Origin of the sequence: Agrobacterium vacciniicorymbosi, from assembly GCF_040427045.1 — a bacterium.
In the GTDB taxonomy this organism is placed as follows: Bacteria; Pseudomonadota; Alphaproteobacteria; order Rhizobiales; family Rhizobiaceae; genus Agrobacterium.
The window spans coordinates 51,982-68,699 of sequence record NZ_JBETMF010000014.1 but is presented as its reverse complement, the minus strand read 5'-3'; the positions used below and the strand labels follow the sequence as shown (position 1 = coordinate 68,699).

Genomic DNA, 16,718 nt, shown 5'->3' with positions numbered 1-16,718 from the left:
ATTTCTGGGCCGATGCGCTAAAGGTTCCCTTTCCCGTCTCCAGAGGGCATTGTCGCCAGCATCATGGCAAACGATTCGACCGATTTGTTTGGGGCGCTGTTCGATCAGCGCAAGCCCGCTTCGTCTGACCCTGTCGCGGCCGTACCCGTATTGGTGCCTCTGCCCGCGCCGGGGCCATATAGCTATGCGGTGCCAGAAGATATGGTGGTCGAACCGGGCTCCATCGTGCAGGTGCCATTGGGCCCGCGACAGGTCATCGGTGTGGTCTGGGACAAAAGCGATGGCAATGCCGTCGATCCGAAGAAGTTGCGGCCCATCACCAAGACCTTCGATTGCCCGCCCATGCGCGAGGAAATGCGCCGCTTCATCGATTGGGTTGCCGCCTATACGCTCTCGCCGCCGGGGCTGGTGGCGCGCATGGCGCTGCGTGCCCCCGCCGCTTTCGATCCCGAACCAATGATCGAAGGCCTGAGGCTGACGGAAGCGCGCCCTGAACGGCTGACGCCTGCGCGCGAACGGGTGCTGGAGCTTGCCGCAGAAGGGCACGACTGGACCAAAAGTGGCCTTGCCAATGCCGCTGGCGTGTCTTCAAGCGTCATCGATGGTCTTGCCAAGCAGGGTGTTTTTGAAACCGTATTTCTACCTGCCCCTGCGGTGGTGGCGGAGCCTGACCCTGATTATGTCGAGCCACGTCTGGAGGGCCCGCAGAAACAGGCGGCGTCCGAAATTCTGGAGGACGTGAAGAAGGGTGGCTTTGCGGTTTCGCTGATCGATGGCGTGACGGGTTCAGGCAAGACCGAGGTCTATTTCGAAGCCGTGGCCGAGACCTTGCGGCAGGGCAAACAGGTGCTGATCCTGCTGCCGGAAATCGCGCTGACGGCCTCGTTTTTGGACCGTTTTCAGGATCGGTTCGGCTCAAAACCGGCGGAATGGCATTCCGATCTTTCGCCGCGCATGCGGGAAAAAGTCTGGCGGCAGGCCGTGACGGGCGAGGTGCGCGTCGTCGCCGGCGCGCGCTCGGCGCTGTTCCTGCCATTCGATAATCTTGGTCTCATCATTGTCGATGAAGAGCATGACCCGGCTTATAAGCAGGAAGACCGTGTCTATTATAATGCCCGCGATATGGCCGTGGTGCGCGCCCGCATCGCGGATTTCCCGGTCGTTCTGGTATCGGCAACGCCATCGGTGGAAAGTCAGGTCAACGGCACGTCAGGCCGCTACAACACCATCCACCTGCACACGCGCTTTGGCGATGCGGCCATGCCGGACTTGCATCTGGTCGATATGCGCCGCCACCCGCCGGAACGCGGCGGTTTTCTGTCGCCGGTGCTTTTGCGCGGCGTAGCCAAAACCATGGAGAAGGGCGAGCAGTCGCTGCTGTTCCTGAACCGGCGTGGTTATGCGCCGCTGACGTTGTGCCGCGTGTGCGGCCATCGCTTTCAATGCCCGCAATGTTCCAGCTGGCTGGTGGAGCATCGTTTCCGCAGTCAGCTCCAGTGCCATCAGTGCGGCCACAATCAGCCGACGCCCGACCATTGCCCGGAATGCGGCACCTTCGATCATCTGGCGGCCTGCGGCCCCGGTGTGGAGCGCATTGCGGAAGAGGTGGAGAAGCACTTTCCCGAAGCGCGAACCATCGTGCTGTCTTCGGACCTTATGGGCGTCAAGCGGCTGCGGCTGGAACTGGAAGCTATCGTCAAGGGCGAGGCGGATATCGTCATTGGCACGCAACTGGTAGCGAAGGGTCATAACTTCCCGCTGATGACGCTGGTTGGCATTGTCGATGCCGATATCGGTCTGGCGAATGGTGATCCGCGTGCCGCCGAGCGCACCTTCCAGCTTTTGTCACAGGTCACAGGGCGCGCTGGCCGCACGGGCCTGAAGAGCCATGGCCTGTTGCAAACCTATCAGCCGCAGCATCCGGTCATGCAGGCCATCGTCTCTGGCGATGCCGCAGCCTTTTATGAGCGCGAAGTGATCGAGCGGGAAAAGGCCCTGCTGCCGCCGTTTGGACGGTTGGCCTCCGTCATCATTTCCGCCGATACGCGCGCGGAAGCCGAAACACATGCGCGTGGCCTGCGTGCCTCTGCGCCCCCAGCTTCCGGCATCATGCTGCTGGGCCCTGCCGAAGCGCCGCTGGCGTTGATCCGGGGGCGTTACCGCTTCCGACTGCTGGTCCACGGCAAGCGAAACTCGGACATGCAGTCCTTCATGCGCGCCATGCTGGGCAATGGGCCGAAGGAGCGCGGATCGATCCATGTGCAGGTCGATATCGATCCACAAAGTTTTCTCTGACCTTCTTTCGATGGCCTGTCCTTCATGCCATAAGGCGGGCAGGGGACACTGATTTGGGGACTATCATGGAATTTTATTTTCCAACGGAATTTGGCGAGCAACTGGCCTTCGGTGCGGCAGCCGTTTCCGCCTTCATCGGGCTCGTCATCATGTTTGCGCCGGGCGTGACGTTCCGCCTGTTCGGTCTTCAATATCTGGGTGAACGTCGCGACGGCCTTGTTCTTTTGCGGTCCTCTCTGGCGGGTTTCTATCTCGGTTTCGGAGCCACCGCGCTGCTTCTCGCGCAGCCCATGGTCTATCTGGCTTTCGGGGCGTCTTTTGCGCTTGCGGTCTTCGGTGCGGTTCTGTCGATTCTCTCCGACGGAGGCGCAACAATACGAAATTGCTTACTTCTGGTTGTGCACGCCGCGCTGGCTGCTTTGCCGCTCATGTATGTTTTCGGATTGGTCTGAGAGGGTGTTTGCGTGAATTTTGCCGCTCATATGAGCGTCAGAGGCATAATGTCGCAAAATTTAACGTCATCCCTCTTGCCCAAACGACACTTTCCGTTACTACGCGTGTTGCGAGTCCCGGCTTCCTATGCTAGACGGACCGCGAAATCGAGATAAGGCAGGGGGGAATTCCGGCCTTTTTCGGGGAAATTGAAACGATTTCAAGAATTTGGTGGAGCTGGTCCTCAGCTTGGCTTTCTTGGACGATTAGCAGGGAAAAAGTGCCCGTGGCAGATACCTCCCATGGAACATCCGGTGTAGCGGAAAGGTATGCGTCGTCGCTTTTCGAGCTTGCTCTGGAAGCGGGTGTGATTGAAGCGGTCGGTGCCGACCTCGACAAGTTTCAGGCTATGCTTGATGAAAGCGCGGATCTGAAGCGTCTGGTTGCGAGCCCGGTCTTTTCGGCGGAAGAGCAGTCTAAGGCTATTTCCGCAGTCGCCGAGAAGGCTGGCATTTCCGGTCTGGCTGCGAATTTTCTGAAGGTCGTTGCGGGCAACCGTCGCCTGTTTGCCGTTCCCGGCATGGTCGTTGCTTATCGTGAAATCGTTGCCGCTCATCGCGGTGAGATCACTGCCGAAGTTACTTCGGCACATGCGCTGGATGAAGCGCAGGAAACTGAACTGAAGGCGGCGCTGAAGGGCGTTACTGGCAAGGATGTGAAGGTCGTGCTGACCGTCGATCCTTCCATTCTTGGCGGTCTTATCGTCAAGGTTGGCTCGCGCCAGACCGATACGTCTCTTCGCACCAAACTTTCCACCCTTAAGCTTGCACTGAAAGAGGTTGGCTGATGGATATCCGCGCCGCGGAAATTTCCGCAATTCTAAAAGACCAGATCAAAAATTTCGGCAACGAGGCAGAAGTCTCGGAAGTCGGCCAGGTGCTTTCCGTCGGTGACGGTATCGCCCGCGTTTACGGCCTCGACAACGTTCAGGCCGGTGAAATGGTCGAGTTCCCAGGCGGCATTCGCGGCATGGCACTCAACCTCGAAAACGACAACGTCGGTGTTGTTATTTTCGGTTCCGACCGTGACATCAAGGAAGGCGACACCGTCAAGCGGACTGGCGCTATCGTTGACGTTCCCGTCGGTCCAGAGCTTCTCGGCCGCGTGGTCGATGCTCTCGGTAACCCGATCGATGGCAAGGGCCCGATCAACGCAACGCGCCGTTCGCGCGTTGACGTCAAGGCTCCCGGCATCATTCCGCGCAAGTCGGTTCATGAGCCCATGTCGACCGGCCTCAAGGCCATCGACGCTCTGATCCCGGTTGGCCGTGGCCAGCGTGAGCTCGTCATCGGCGACCGTCAGACCGGCAAGACCGCCATCATTCTGGACACGATCCTCAACCAGAAGGCCATTCACGACAACGGTCCGGACAGCGAAAAGCTGTACTGCGTTTACGTCGCCATCGGCCAGAAGCGTTCGACCGTTGCCCAGTTCGTGAAGGTTCTGGAAGAACGTGGCGCTCTGCAGTACTCCATCATCGTTGCTGCAACCGCGTCCGATCCTGCTCCGATGCAGTATCTGGCACCGTTTGCCGGTTGCGCCATGGGCGAATACTTCCGTGACAACGGCATGCATGCGCTGATCGGGTACGACGACCTTTCCAAGCAGGCTGTTGCCTACCGTCAGATGTCGCTTCTTCTGCGTCGTCCTCCGGGCCGCGAAGCCTATCCTGGCGACGTTTTCTACCTGCATTCCCGTTTGCTCGAGCGCGCCGCCAAGATGGGTGACGATGCTGGCAATGGTTCGCTGACGGCGCTGCCTGTCATCGAAACGCAGGGTAACGACGTTTCCGCGTTCATTCCGACCAACGTGATCTCGATCACCGACGGCCAGATCTTCCTCGAAACCGACCTGTTCTATCAGGGTATCCGTCCGGCTGTTAACGTCGGTCTGTCGGTTTCGCGCGTTGGTTCTGCCGCTCAGATCAAGGCCATGAAGCAGGTTGCCGGTTCGATCAAGGGCGAGCTTGCCCAGTATCGTGAAATGGCAGCGTTTGCCCAGTTCGGTTCCGACCTCGATGCCTCCACACAGCGCCTGCTGAACCGTGGTGCACGTCTGACCGAATTGCTCAAGCAGCCACAGTTCTCCCCGCTCAAGACGGAAGAACAGGTTGCCGTGATCTTCGCTGGTGTGAACGGTTACCTGGACAAGGTTGCTGTTGCAGACATCAGCAAGTTCGAGCAGGGTCTGCTGTCCTACCTCCGCTCGGAAGGCAAGGACATTCTCGACACCATCCGCACGGAAAAGGCTGTTAGCGACGACACCAAGGGCAAGTTGAAGACTGCTCTTGAAAACTTCGCCAAGTCTTTCTCCTGATTAGCCTCGTGACTGGGACGGATAACGGATGCCTTCACTAAAGGATCTGAAAAACCGCATTGCCTCCGTAAAGGCGACGCAGAAGATTACCAAGGCGATGAAAATGGTCGCCGCGGCGAAGCTTCGGCGCGCCCAGGAAGCTGCGGAGGCCGCCCGGCCTTACTCGCAGCGCATGGGTGCCGTGCTTGCCAATATCGCTCAGGCGGTAGAGGCAGACGTTGCTCCGGTTCTGATGACCGGTACGGGCAAGGACGACGTGCATCTGCTCGTCGTCTGCACGGCTGACCGTGGTCTTTGCGGTGGTTTCAATGCTCAGATTTCCCGCTTTGCCCGTGATCGCGCTCGCAAGCTGATCGCGCAGGGCAAGACGGTCAAGATCATGACTGTCGGCAAGAAGGGCTACGATAGCCTGCGTCGCGAATTCTCGTCCAACATCATCGAGCGCATTGAACTGCGTGACGTGAAGCGGGTGGGTTTCGAGAACGCCGATGGTATCGCCAAGAAGATCATTGCGCGTTTCAACGCCGGTGAGTTCGATGTCTGCACGCTGATCTATTCCGAGTTCAAATCGGTCATCAGCCAGATCCCGACAGGTTTGCAGCTTATTCCTGCTGCGGCTCCAGCGGTTGATGTCGAGCAGTCTGCAAAGACGGCGATTTACGAATACGAGCCGGATGCGGCTTCCATTCTGGAAGACCTTATTCCGCGCAACATTTCGGTTCAGGTGTTCCGGGCTCTGCTCGAAAACGTTGCTGGCGAAATGGGTGCCAAGATGAGCGCGATGGACAATGCCACGCGCAACGCCGGTGAAATGATCAACAAGCTGACGCTTTCCTATAACCGTCAGCGTCAGGCTCAGATCACCAAGGAACTGATTGAAATCATTTCGGGCGCGGAAGCGCTCTGAGGTTAAGGAAAGAGGGTAAGGATAATGGCTAAGGCAGCTACCCCCAAGAAAACCGCAGCGATCACTGGCGCGACCGGCAAGGTTACGCAGGTTATCGGCGCTGTTGTCGACGTGGCGTTCGAAGGCGACCTGCCTGCGATCCTCAACGCGGTCGAAACTGACAATAACGGCAACCGTCTGGTTCTCGAAGTTGCGCAGCACCTCGGCGAAAACGTTGTTCGCACGATCGCCATGGACTCGACCGAAGGTCTGGTTCGCGGTCAGGCCGTTCGCGACACGGGCGCTCCGATCACCGTTCCGGTCGGTCCTGAGACACTCGGCCGTATCATGAACGTTATCGGCGAGCCGGTTGACGAAGCAGGTCCGCTGGTTACCTCCGGCAAGCGCGCCATTCACCAGGAAGCGCCATCCTACGTCGAGCAGTCGACGGATGGCCAGATTCTTGTCACCGGTATCAAGGTCGTCGACCTTCTCGCTCCTTACGCAAAGGGCGGTAAGATCGGCCTGTTCGGCGGCGCCGGCGTTGGCAAGACCGTTCTGATCATGGAACTGATCAACAACGTCGCCAAGGCGCACGGTGGTTACTCGGTATTTGCCGGCGTGGGTGAACGTACCCGCGAAGGCAACGACCTTTACCACGAAATGATCGAATCCGGCGTGAACAAGCATGGCGGCGGCGAAGGCTCCAAGGCTGCTCTCGTCTACGGCCAGATGAACGAACCGCCAGGTGCGCGCGCTCGCGTTGCTCTGACAGGTCTGACCATCGCTGAAGACTTCCGTGACAAGGGTCAGGACGTTCTGTTCTTCGTGGACAACATCTTCCGCTTCACGCAGGCTGGTTCCGAAGTGTCGGCTCTCCTGGGCCGTATTCCTTCCGCTGTGGGTTATCAGCCAACGCTGGCAACCGACATGGGCCAGATGCAGGAACGCATCACCACCACGACCAAGGGTTCGATCACCTCGGTTCAGGCCATTTACGTGCCTGCCGACGACTTGACCGACCCGGCGCCTGCAACTTCGTTCGCCCACTTGGACGCAACGACGGTTCTGTCGCGTTCGATCGCTGAAAAGGGTATTTACCCGGCTGTTGACCCGCTCGACTCCACGTCGCGCATGCTCGACCCGATGATCGTTGGCGAAGAGCACTATGAAGTTGCCCGTAAGGTTCAGATGACCCTGCAGCGCTACAAGGCTCTCCAGGACATCATCGCGATCCTTGGCATGGACGAACTGTCTGAAGAAGACCGTTTGGCTGTTGCGCGCGCTCGTAAGATCGAACGCTTCCTGTCGCAGCCGTTCTTCGTGGCCGAAATCTTCACCGGTTCTCCGGGCAAGCTCGTGGCTCTCGAAGACACGATCAAGGGCTTCAAGGGTCTCGTCAACGGCGAGTACGACCACCTGCCGGAAGCTGCTTTCTACATGGTCGGCTCGATGGAAGAAGCCATCGAAAAGGCCAAGAAGATGGCTGGCGAAGTCGCCTGATAATCGTCAAAAAGGCGCGTGGCTTTTGCACGCGCCTTTGTCCGTCGCGCAACAAAAAAGAAGTGAATAGCCATGGCCGACAGTTTCAAATTCGAACTTGTTTCTCCGGAGCGTCTGCTTGTTTCCGAAACGGTCACTGAAGTTGTCATTCCGGCTACGCTCGGCGAAATGACGGTTCTGCCGAATCATGCGCCTGTCATGACCACGATCAAGCCAGGTCTGGTGACGGTGAAGTTCGCATCCGGCGAGACACACAAATACGTTGTCTTCGGTGGTTTTGCGGATATCGTTCAGAGCGGCTGCACCTTGCTTGCCGAGTCTGCGACGCCTGCCGACGACATCAGCGCCGATGACTTGCAGAAGCGTATCGATGCCGCCCGTTCGGAAATCGAAGAAGGCAATCATCACCACGAGCATCTGACCAAGCTCGAAAAGCATCTCTACGAATTGACGAACCTGCATGAGGTTCTCGTCGCCGCTTGAAAGCACCGGGCGGGTTCGTAAGAACGACTGCCCACAAAGCGGAAACTTCAAGCGGCCTTCTGGCCGCTTTTTGTTTTTAGGGGTGGATGATGCCGGAGGCTGGCTTTGCGCCGAAGAACGTTTGAGACGCAACGCTCATGCAGCATGGTCGTGTTTGGCTTGCGATCCTCTCTAGTTCTCGAATACCTTTTATGTTTTTGCCGCGCCGCTCAACAGCTTATTCGTTCTCTACCAAGTGAGGTTTTGATATGTCGAACCCATCAGCCTATCGAGCGGTGAAGCGCATATCGCGGCGCGATGGTGTCGTTTCCCTTGGGCAACGGGAGGCCCCGGAGGAAGTGCCGGTCGCCTTTTCCTATGGCGGCTCGACCCATGCCGTGATGATGGCATCGCCTGTCGATCTCGAAGATTTCGCCGTGGGTTTCAGCCTGACTGAAGGCATCATCGACAATCCCTCACAGGTTGACGAGATCGAAATCCTCCAGACCGAACAGGGCTTCGATGTTCAGGTCACGCTTTTCGATGAGCAGGCGGATGCTCTGCGCATTCGCAGGCGTCACATGGCCGGGCCTGTGGGTTGCGGCTTGTGCGGGATCGAATCCATAGAGCAGGCGGTGCGACCCATTCCAGACGTCTCGCAATCGCAGCTTTCGCTGAGCGCCGATGATCTTGTCGCTGCGATGGATGCGCTCCATCAGGCACAGCCCATTTTCCGCCGGACCCGGGCCGTGCATGGCGCTGGCTTTTACGTACCCGAGAAGGGATTGCTTGCGGCGCGGGAAGATGTTGGACGCCACAATGCGCTGGATAAGCTGGCGGGCGCTGTTCTGCGCAGCGGTCAGCATGGGGCCTCGGGTGCCGTCGTCGTCACTAGCCGCATCTCGGTCGAGATGGTGCAGAAGGCGGCCATTCTTGGAAGCCCGATCTTGGCCGCCGTCTCTGCGCCCACGGCTCTTGCCATCGAAACCGCAGAGAAGGCGGGCATGACGCTCGTCGCACTCGTGCGTGGAGACGATCTGGAGATATTCACCCGCCCGGACCGGATCACAATCGACGGCTTTGAGGGCGAATTGCCGGGGTAAAGATCAGCATTCGTTTTGCTTTCCTCAAAGGCTTTGATATTCGTCAGTTCAATAATGGGCGCTGGAGTTTCCAATTTGGAAGCCGCGCATCTCCATGCAAATATCTGACGAACCGCTTTCCTGTTGCGGTTTCGGGAGAGCCACATGCAGCATGATCTGATCTCGAAAACGCGGTCCACCGCCCCGGAAACCGATTTCGGTCCCTGGCTCGCCAAGGCTTCCGTTCTCGTCATCGATGACGAGCCGGGCATGCGCAATTTTTTGATGCGGACGCTGGAAACGCGCTGTGCCTTTGTCGATGAAGCCGCCGATACGGCTGAGGCGACGCGCAAGCTGGATGAGCGGCATTTCGACATCGTCATTCTCGATAATATCATGCCGAAGAAAACCGGCCTCGAATGGCTGGCCGAACAGAGGGCAATCGGTTTTTATGCCGATACCATCCTGATGACGGCCTATGCAGATCTCGATACCGCCATTCAGGCCATTCGCGCCGGTGCTGCCGATTTCGTGCTGAAGCCGTTCCGCTCCAATCAGATATTGAATGCCATCTCGCGGGCGCTGGATCGGTCCAATTTGCAGCGGGAAAATTCGGCGCTGAAATACCAGCTGCAGACCGCGTCTGACCACATATTCCTGCGGGACCGTCTGGTGGGCAGCTCCGCTACCATCCAGCAGACGCGCGATATGATCAGCCGCGTCGCTCCCTTGCCGACATCAGTGCTGCTGACCGGTGAGTCCGGCACAGGCAAAGAGGTGCTGGCGCATTCCATCCATGATCTTTCTGACCGATCCGGCAAACCCTTCGTGCCGATCAATTGCGCGGCTATTCCCGCAGATATGCTGGAAACGGAATTGTTCGGCCATGTGAAAGGTGCGTTTACGGGAGCCGAAAGCCGACGCGAGGGCCTGTTCCTGCATGCGCAGGGCGGAACATTGTTTCTGGATGAAATCGGCGAGATGCCGATTGCCTTGCAGAGCAAACTGCTGCGGGTCATCGAAGACCGCAAGGTCCGCCCTGTCGGGGCGGAGCGGGAAGTGCCGATAGACATCCGCTTCATCTTCGCGACCAATGCAGATCTGGCAGCGGATGTGGAGAAGGGGCGCTTCCGGGCTGATCTGTTTTACCGGATCAATGTCATGCAAATCTATCTCGCGCCGCTGCGAGATCGGGAGCATGATGTGGTGGAACTGACGGAACTCTTCATGCACAAGCTGTCGCAACAACTCGGTATGCCACAGGTTGCCATCGATGACACGGTGCGGGCCATGCTGCTTGCCTATCATTGGCCCGGCAATGTGCGCGAGTTGCGCAATTTCATCGAGCGCAGCCTGATTCTCGGTCGCTTCCCGCTGGATTTGCGCGGTGGCGCTTCTACGTCTGCGGCTTCCGGAACTCTGGAGGAAGTGGAGCGGCGGCATATTCTCGCTGTCTTGAACGAGGTCGCGGGTAACAGGGACGAAGCCGCGCGACGGCTTGGCATTTCCCGAAAGACCATAGACCGCAAGATGTCGTTCTGGCATGGCTGACAAACCGGGCATCGCGACCTTCTTTGGGCCTTTGCGGTCGGTGCGTTTCCGGCTGCTGGCCATAGCCCTTTTGCCGACACTCGTCATCCTGCCGCTGCTGCTGGGCGTGACCATGGTGCGCTGGAGTGGTAAGTTCGATGCGCTGCTGATCACCAAGGTCAACAGCGACCTGACCGTGGCCCATCAGTATCTCGCCACTATCCTCGAAAATACCGGTGAGCGGCTGGAGGCGATCAGCAACTCCGCGCGGATTCGCGAGATCGTCAGCGAGCAAGACCAAACCCCATTAAAGAGATTTCTGGAAGAAAACCGGGAAAAGCTCGGCCTCGATTTTCTTTTCCTCTTGGATGCCAATGGCAATGTGTCGGCCAGTGCCGGCACGGATGCGGGCAAGACCCGGGTGGACTGGCCGGTGCGTGCCGCGGCCCTTGGCGGCAAAGCATCCTATGCGATGGATATTTTTTCGGAGCAGGATCTTGTCGCGCTATCTCTGTCACTGGCGCAAAGAGCGCGCCTTGATCTCGTGCCGACACCCAATGCCCATCAGGAAGACCGAACCGTCGAAACGCGCGGCATGATGATCCATGCTGCTAGCCCGCTGCGCTTGCCCGGCAGCCCGGCGCTGGCATTGGTGGGTGGCAGGCTGCTCAATCAGAACCTCGATTTCATCGATACGATCAATGATCTGGTCTACAGGCAGGCCAGCCTGCCGGAAGGCAGCCAGGGCACGGCAACATTGTTTCTGGATGATGTGCGCATCAGCACCAATGTCCGCCTGTTTGAAAACCGCAGGGCGCTGGGAACGAGGGTTTCGGAGGCGGTGCATTCCGCAGTTCTCGGGGCGGGTCAGGTCTGGCTGGACAGCGCCTTCGTCGTCAATGACTGGTATATTTCCGCTTATGAGCCGCTGGTCGATAGCTATGGCAAGCGCGTCGGCATGCTCTATGTCGGCTTTCTGGAGGCGCCTTTCGCGCAGGCGAAATATGAAACGCTGGGCTCCGTCATCGCGGCCTTTCTGGGTATAACGATCATCAGTATTCCCGTGTTTTTGCGCTGGGCGAGGGGCATCTTCAAACCGCTGGAGCGCATGACGCAGACCATCTCGCAGGTCGATGACGGTGATCTCGGCGCACGCACGGGCCTGCCGCCGACGGGTGACGAAATCGGCCAGGTGGCCGTGCATCTGGATGAACTGCTGGAGAGGCTTCAGCAGCGTGAAGGTGAGCTTCGGGCCTGGAACGAAGAGCTGAATGTGCGCGTCGAGCAGCGGACGCAGGAATTGCAGCTCGCCAATCTTCGTTTGGAAGCAACGACCAAGCAGCTCGTCATGTCGGAAAAACTGGCGACCATCGGTGAGATTACCGCAGGCGTGGCGCATGAGATCAACAATCCCATTGCCGTTATTCAGGGCAATCTGGAAGTGGCGCGCTCGATGCTGGGCAATCAGGCAAATGTCGCAAAGACCGAATTCAATCTCATCGATGAGCAGGTGGACCGCATCAGCAGGATCGTCGGCAAGCTGCTGCAATTTGCTCGGCCGGAGGAGTTTGCCGGTTATGTAGAGCGCCAAAGCCCCGAAACCGTGATTTCGGATTGCATGCCGCTGGTCAAGCACGTCCTGAACCGCGCCGGTATCGAGGTCATCAGGCAAGACGATGCGACCGGTCTTCTGGCGATGAACCGCACGGAGCTGCAACAGGTTCTCGTCAACCTCATCGTCAATGCCGCCCATGCCATGCCGGAAGGTGGCACATTGACTCTGAGCAGCATCAATGAGGAACGACACGGTTCTCAGGGCGTGGCCATGACCGTGGCGGATACGGGCGTGGGCATGAGCGAGGATGTCGTGGCGCGTATCTTCGACCCCTTCTTCACGACGAAACGTCAGGAAGGCACGGGGCTTGGCCTTTCCGTTAGCCAGATGCTGATCGCGCGCCAGGGTGGGGAGATCACCGTGGAAAGTTCGCTCGGCGCTGGAACGGCCTTCACCATCTGGCTCCCGCAAGCGCTCTAAGCGGCATTTCAGTTCGTTAGAACATGGCGAAAAGAAAGCGGAATTGTGGACATTTTGTCGCGATGGGCGGGACATTTTGTCTCATGCGCAGATACGGTTTCTCTTATCCTTTTGATAAATAACAATTTCCCGTCTGGCACATGAATTGCTGGAGCGTAAGAGGCAACACATCAGGCCCTTGCGTGAGAGCGTCCCATAGAAGGAGCCGCCGCGCATCTGGGCCCGTGGGCTTGGGACATTGTTTCGGACGAATCAGGGGGCGGTCTGCACAGTTCAGCTGCAGGCCGCGCCCTGAGACCCGAGGCTAACAATAACATCGAAATTCACGGCTGTTGCGGTGAATGGAGGGACACACAATGACTGCGACCAACGAAACGCTCGCGCCAGTGGCTGCGGGTGCCGGTCTTCTGGACCGCGAAAGAATTATCGCAAAACCTGGCTTCAACCGCTGGCTGGTTCCGCCGGCAGCACTGGCCATCCATCTTTGCATCGGCATGGCTTACGGCTTTTCGGTGTTCTGGCTGCCGCTCACCAAGGCAATCGGCATCACCTCGACCGTCGCCTGCGCCGATCTCAACCTGGCATCTGCCCTGTTCACGACGACCTGCGACTGGCGCGTCAGTGACCTTGGCTGGATCTACACGCTGTTCTTCGTGCTGCTCGGCTGCTCCGCGGCCATCTGGGGCGGCTGGCTGGAACGCGCTGGTCCGCGCAAGGCAGGCTTCGTCTCTGCCATCTGCTGGTGCGGCGGCATGACCATTGCTGCCATCGGCATCATGACCCACCAGCTGTGGCTGATGTGGTTCGGCGCCGGTGTCATCGGCGGTATCGGCCTTGGCCTCGGTTACATTTCTCCGGTCTCCACTCTGATCAAGTGGTTCCCGGACCGTCGCGGCATGGCAACCGGCATGGCCATCATGGGCTTTGGCGGCGGCGCGATGATTGGTGCACCGCTTGCGGATGCGCTGATGCGTCACTTCCGCACCGATGTTTCCATCGGCGTCTGGGAAACCTTCCTCGTCATGGCGGCAATCTACTTCGTGTTCATGATGGCTGGTGCTTTCGGCTATCGCATTCCGCCAGCAGGCTGGAAGCCAGAGGGCTGGACCGCACCTGCGGCGAAGAACTCGATGATCACCACCCGCCACGTTCACCTCAACAATGCGCACAAGACCAAGCAGTTCTGGATGATCTGGCTCGTTCTGTGCCTCAACGTTTCGGCTGGTATCGGCGTTCTCGGCATGGCATCCCCCATGCTTCAGGAAATCTTCGCCGGTTCTCTGATCGGTCTTCCCGATGTGAAGTTCGCGGACCTGACGCCTGAACAGCTGGCTCAGATCGCAGCCATTGCCGCTGGTTTCACCGGTCTGCTTTCGGTCTTCAACATTGCCGGTCGCTTCTTCTGGGCATCGCTCTCCGACCGTATCGGCCGCAAGGCCACTTACTTCACCTTCTTCGCACTCGGCATCGTGCTTTACGCATCGGCTCCGTGGGCGGCAGGTCTTGGTAACAAGGCGCTGTTCGTCGGCATGCTCTGCATCATCGTTTCGATGTATGGCGGTGGTTTCGCAACCATCCCGGCTTACCTTGCAGATATTTTCGGCACTCAGTTCGTCGGCGCGATCCATGGTCGTCTGCTGACGGCTTGGGCAACGGCTGGCATCATCGGTCCGGTCGTGGTCAACTACATCCGCGAAGCACAGATCGCTGCGGGCATTCCGCGCGCGCAGGTCTATGACTTCACCATGTATATTCTGGCCGGCATGCTGGTTCTCGGCCTCATCGCCAACCTCATGGTCAAGCCGCTTGCAGAAAAGTGGTACATGTCGGATGAGGAAGTGGCAGCACTTCAGGCCAAGACATCTGCAGCCAGCAGCGGTCCAACAGGCTCCTTCGGCATCGGCAAGGGCGGCTTCGACGCCAAGGCTGCGATTGCCTGGGCTGTGGTCGGTATCCCGATCGTCTGGGGTATCTGGATCACCCTGCAGAAGACATTCGTCCTGTTCACCTGATAGGATGTTTCCATAAAGATAGGTCCGCCGAACTCGGTGGGCTTATCGAAAGACGAAAGGCCGCTTCATGCGGCCTTTTGCTTTTGCAGAATGGTTTCCTGCGCATAAGTGCGCGCCTGCTGATCGGCGGCAAGAACGTCTTCAATCGTCTGCGCCGAGCGCCCGTCATTCATGCGGTCCATGACGATCTCAACGATATCAGCCATATCGAGAAAACCGATCTGCCCGTCCACGAAAGCGTGAAACGCGCTCTCATCGGCGGCATTCAGCACTGCACCCTGCGCACCACCGCGTTCCAGCGCTGTTCTGGCCAGCCTCAGTGCCGGGAAGCGCGTCTCATCAGGTGCTTCGAAATCCAGCCGTGCGAGCTTGGCAAAGTCCAGCCGCTCGACATCGATCTCGCCGCGGGCGGGATAGGTCAGCGCATAGGCGATGGCCGTGCGCATATCCGGGCAGCCCAGCTGGGCGATGACCGATCCATCCGTATAAGCCACCATGGAATGAATGATGGACTGCGGATGAATGATGACCTCGATCTGGTCAGGTGTCAGATCGAAGAGATATTTCGCCTCGATCATTTCCAGCGCCTTGTTGAACATCGAGGCGCTGCCGATGGAGACCTTCAGGCCCATCGACCAGTTGGGGTGGGCGCGGGCGATATCTGCCGTCACGCCCGCCATCTGCTCGCGCGTGAATGTGCGGAAGGGACCGCCGGATGCCGTCAGAACGATGCGTTCGACATTCGCCTTGTTGGCGGGTTCCAGGCACTGGAAAATGGCGCTGTGTTCGCTATCCACCGGGATCAGCTGACCGCCGCCTTGGGCCACGGTGCGAATGAAAACGTCACCGGCGGAAACGAGGCATTCCTTGTTGGCGAGTGCAATGTTTGCTCCACGGCTGGCCGCCGTCAGCGTCGGCTCCAGACCCGGTGTTCCGGCAATGGCTGCCATCACCCAGTCGGCTTCCATGCTGGCGGCTTCCTGCAAGCCGCTTTGGCCTGCTGCAACGGAAATATCGCTGCCAGCCAATGCGTCTTTCAGGGCCTGGTAATTGCTGTCTTCCGAAGTCACGGCAAGGCGGGCACCGACGGCGCGCGCCTGTTCGGCCAAAAGCGCGATATTGCCCGCACCGGTCAGTGCCATGACATCGAACCGTTCCCGCCCGCCAAGCTGGCTTATGACATCCAGCGTGCTGGTGCCGATGGAGCCGGTGGAGCCCAGCACAGTCAGTTTTTCGGGTGAATTCGGGCCCTGCGGGTGCGTCATATCAATCCGGTTCTTCTCAATGAGGTCATCGAAGCGTTTACAAGTCAAAGATGAGCATAACAAGGAGAAAGCCGCACTTGTCTTTGCCTTCCTGCGCCCACATATTTCAAGCAGTTGAGGCACAGGAACGGTATGCGGCGCTTTTTTGTTTCCAGCGGTTGGATTTTGGCAGCAACCTTCGTTCTGGTGCTGGTCTTCATTCCGTTTGATCCGCTGATTTCACAGCGCGCCCAGGCACTTCCAGGCCCGATTGTCGGCTTCAACAATGCGATCACCGACTTTGGCACGTTTCGCTGGATGCTCTACAGCACCGGTCTTCTGGCAATCATTGCCTATATCGCGGCGCGGGTGTTTGTGAGCAGTTCCTATGGCAGCCGTATAAGAACGGCGTGGCGGCTGTTGCTGTATTTCTTTTTGACCATCGGCACCGCCAGCATTCTCGTGCATCTGCTCAAATTCGTCATCGGTCGGGCGCGGCCTGAATTGCTGATGCAAATGGGTGCCTACAGCCTGACACCCTTCACCGGCGACAATCTTTATGAAAGCTTTCCGTCTGGCCATTCTGCGGCGGCGGGCGCGTTCTTTGGCGCATTCCTGATGCTGGTGCCGCGCTTCCGCTTCGTTTTCATCGCTCTTGCCCTGGTCATCGGCGTATCGCGGGTGATCGTCGGTGCGCATTATCCAAGCGACGTGGCAGCGGGTCTGCTTCTGGGGACATGGACGGCAATGGCCTTCGCTTTTATCTTCGCGCGCTCCGAATGGCTGTTCCGCTTCGATGAACATGGCTGGCCGCATCCGAAAAACGCACCACGCCCCGCCCTTTGAGCGGTTGCAGGAGGA

General features: G+C 58.6%; 13 protein-coding genes. 12 read left to right on the top strand and 1 reads right to left on the bottom strand.

Features of this window, described 5'->3' with window-relative positions:
* Positions 1-63 precede the first annotated feature (63 nt).
* The 11 genes from ABUK73_RS19810 to ABUK73_RS19760 all read left to right on the top strand — a co-directional run bounded on the left by ABUK73_RS19810 (position 64) and on the right by ABUK73_RS19760 (position 14,613).
* On the top strand, positions 64-2,295 hold the full coding sequence (locus ABUK73_RS19810; protein WP_353578806.1) for a primosomal protein N': 2,232 nt from the start codon (positions 64-66) through the stop codon (positions 2,293-2,295).
* Positions 2,296-2,360: 65 nt separating this feature from the next.
* A complete protein-coding gene (locus ABUK73_RS19805; RefSeq protein WP_353578805.1) occupies positions 2,361-2,747 on the top strand; it encodes an AGROH133_08824 family phage infection protein in 387 nt (128 codons plus the stop codon).
* 260 nt (positions 2,748-3,007) lie between these two features.
* Positions 3,008-3,574 carry a F0F1 ATP synthase subunit delta gene (locus ABUK73_RS19800; RefSeq protein ID WP_353578804.1) on the top strand — a complete coding sequence of 189 codons (567 nt, stop codon included), beginning with the start codon at positions 3,008-3,010 and terminating at the stop codon, positions 3,572-3,574.
* Entirely contained in the window at positions 3,574-5,103 is a 1,530-nt protein-coding gene (atpA, locus tag ABUK73_RS19795) for a F0F1 ATP synthase subunit alpha (RefSeq protein ID WP_045230844.1), read from the top strand. The genes ABUK73_RS19800 and atpA overlap by 1 nt, the downstream gene beginning before the upstream one ends.
* A 28-nt stretch (positions 5,104-5,131) precedes the next feature.
* Positions 5,132-6,010, top strand: a complete 879-nt coding sequence (locus tag ABUK73_RS19790) for a F0F1 ATP synthase subunit gamma (protein ID WP_353578803.1) — start codon at positions 5,132-5,134, stop codon at positions 6,008-6,010.
* Between the two features lie 24 nt (positions 6,011-6,034).
* Entirely contained in the window at positions 6,035-7,492 is a 1,458-nt protein-coding gene (atpD, locus tag ABUK73_RS19785) for a F0F1 ATP synthase subunit beta (RefSeq protein ID WP_062452903.1), read from the top strand.
* A gap of 72 nt (positions 7,493-7,564) precedes the next feature.
* The gene (locus ABUK73_RS19780) at positions 7,565-7,975 is read left to right on the top strand and encodes a F0F1 ATP synthase subunit epsilon (RefSeq protein WP_353578802.1); all 411 of its coding nucleotides are present in this window, start codon (positions 7,565-7,567) and stop codon (positions 7,973-7,975) included.
* A gap of 248 nt (positions 7,976-8,223) precedes the next feature.
* Positions 8,224-9,057: a formate dehydrogenase accessory sulfurtransferase FdhD gene (gene fdhD, locus ABUK73_RS19775; protein WP_353578801.1), complete on the top strand. Its 834-nt coding sequence runs from the start codon at positions 8,224-8,226 to the stop codon at positions 9,055-9,057.
* A 144-nt stretch (positions 9,058-9,201) separates the two neighbouring features.
* Positions 9,202-10,587 carry a sigma-54-dependent transcriptional regulator gene (locus ABUK73_RS19770; protein ID WP_353578800.1) on the top strand — a complete coding sequence of 462 codons (1,386 nt, stop codon included), beginning with the start codon at positions 9,202-9,204 and terminating at the stop codon, positions 10,585-10,587.
* The gene (locus tag ABUK73_RS19765; protein WP_353578799.1) at positions 10,580-12,601 is read left to right on the top strand and encodes a sensor histidine kinase; all 2,022 of its coding nucleotides are present in this window, start codon (positions 10,580-10,582) and stop codon (positions 12,599-12,601) included. Before ABUK73_RS19770 ends, ABUK73_RS19765 begins: the two co-directional genes overlap by 8 nt.
* Positions 12,602-12,957: 356 nt before the next feature.
* On the top strand, positions 12,958-14,613 hold the full coding sequence (locus tag ABUK73_RS19760) for an OFA family MFS transporter (protein ID WP_353578798.1): 1,656 nt from the start codon (positions 12,958-12,960) through the stop codon (positions 14,611-14,613).
* Between the two features lie 65 nt (positions 14,614-14,678).
* Here the strand turns inward: ABUK73_RS19760 and dxr are convergent, their stop codons facing one another.
* Positions 14,679-15,878 (bottom strand): 1-deoxy-D-xylulose-5-phosphate reductoisomerase, encoded by a 1,200-nt coding sequence (gene dxr, locus ABUK73_RS19755; protein ID WP_353578797.1) that lies wholly within the window; start codon positions 15,876-15,878, stop codon positions 14,679-14,681.
* A gap of 132 nt (positions 15,879-16,010) precedes the next feature.
* Between dxr and ABUK73_RS19750 the strand changes: the two genes are divergently transcribed.
* On the top strand, positions 16,011-16,703 hold the full coding sequence (locus ABUK73_RS19750; RefSeq protein WP_353578796.1) for a phosphatase PAP2 family protein: 693 nt from the start codon (positions 16,011-16,013) through the stop codon (positions 16,701-16,703).
* The last annotated feature ends 15 nt before the right edge of the window (positions 16,704-16,718 follow it).

Coding starts and splice junctions, on each gene's coding strand:
- ABUK73_RS19810 (WP_353578806.1), top strand. CDS start 64: ATGGCAAACGATTCGACCGATTTGTTTGGGGCGCTGTTCGATCAGCGC.
- ABUK73_RS19805 (WP_353578805.1), top strand. CDS start 2,361: ATGGAATTTTATTTTCCAACGGAATTTGGCGAGCAACTGGCCTTCGGT.
- atpA (WP_045230844.1), top strand. CDS start 3,574: ATGGATATCCGCGCCGCGGAAATTTCCGCAATTCTAAAAGACCAGATC.
- ABUK73_RS19790 (WP_353578803.1), top strand. CDS start 5,132: ATGCCTTCACTAAAGGATCTGAAAAACCGCATTGCCTCCGTAAAGGCG.
- atpD (WP_062452903.1), top strand. CDS start 6,035: ATGGCTAAGGCAGCTACCCCCAAGAAAACCGCAGCGATCACTGGCGCG.
- ABUK73_RS19780 (WP_353578802.1), top strand. CDS start 7,565: ATGGCCGACAGTTTCAAATTCGAACTTGTTTCTCCGGAGCGTCTGCTT.
- fdhD (WP_353578801.1), top strand. CDS start 8,224: ATGTCGAACCCATCAGCCTATCGAGCGGTGAAGCGCATATCGCGGCGC.
- ABUK73_RS19770 (WP_353578800.1), top strand. CDS start 9,202: ATGCAGCATGATCTGATCTCGAAAACGCGGTCCACCGCCCCGGAAACC.
- ABUK73_RS19765 (WP_353578799.1), top strand. CDS start 10,580: ATGGCTGACAAACCGGGCATCGCGACCTTCTTTGGGCCTTTGCGGTCG.
- ABUK73_RS19760 (WP_353578798.1), top strand. CDS start 12,958: ATGACTGCGACCAACGAAACGCTCGCGCCAGTGGCTGCGGGTGCCGGT.
- dxr (WP_353578797.1), bottom strand. CDS start 15,878: ATGACGCACCCGCAGGGCCCGAATTCACCCGAAAAACTGACTGTGCTG.
- ABUK73_RS19750 (WP_353578796.1), top strand. CDS start 16,011: ATGCGGCGCTTTTTTGTTTCCAGCGGTTGGATTTTGGCAGCAACCTTC.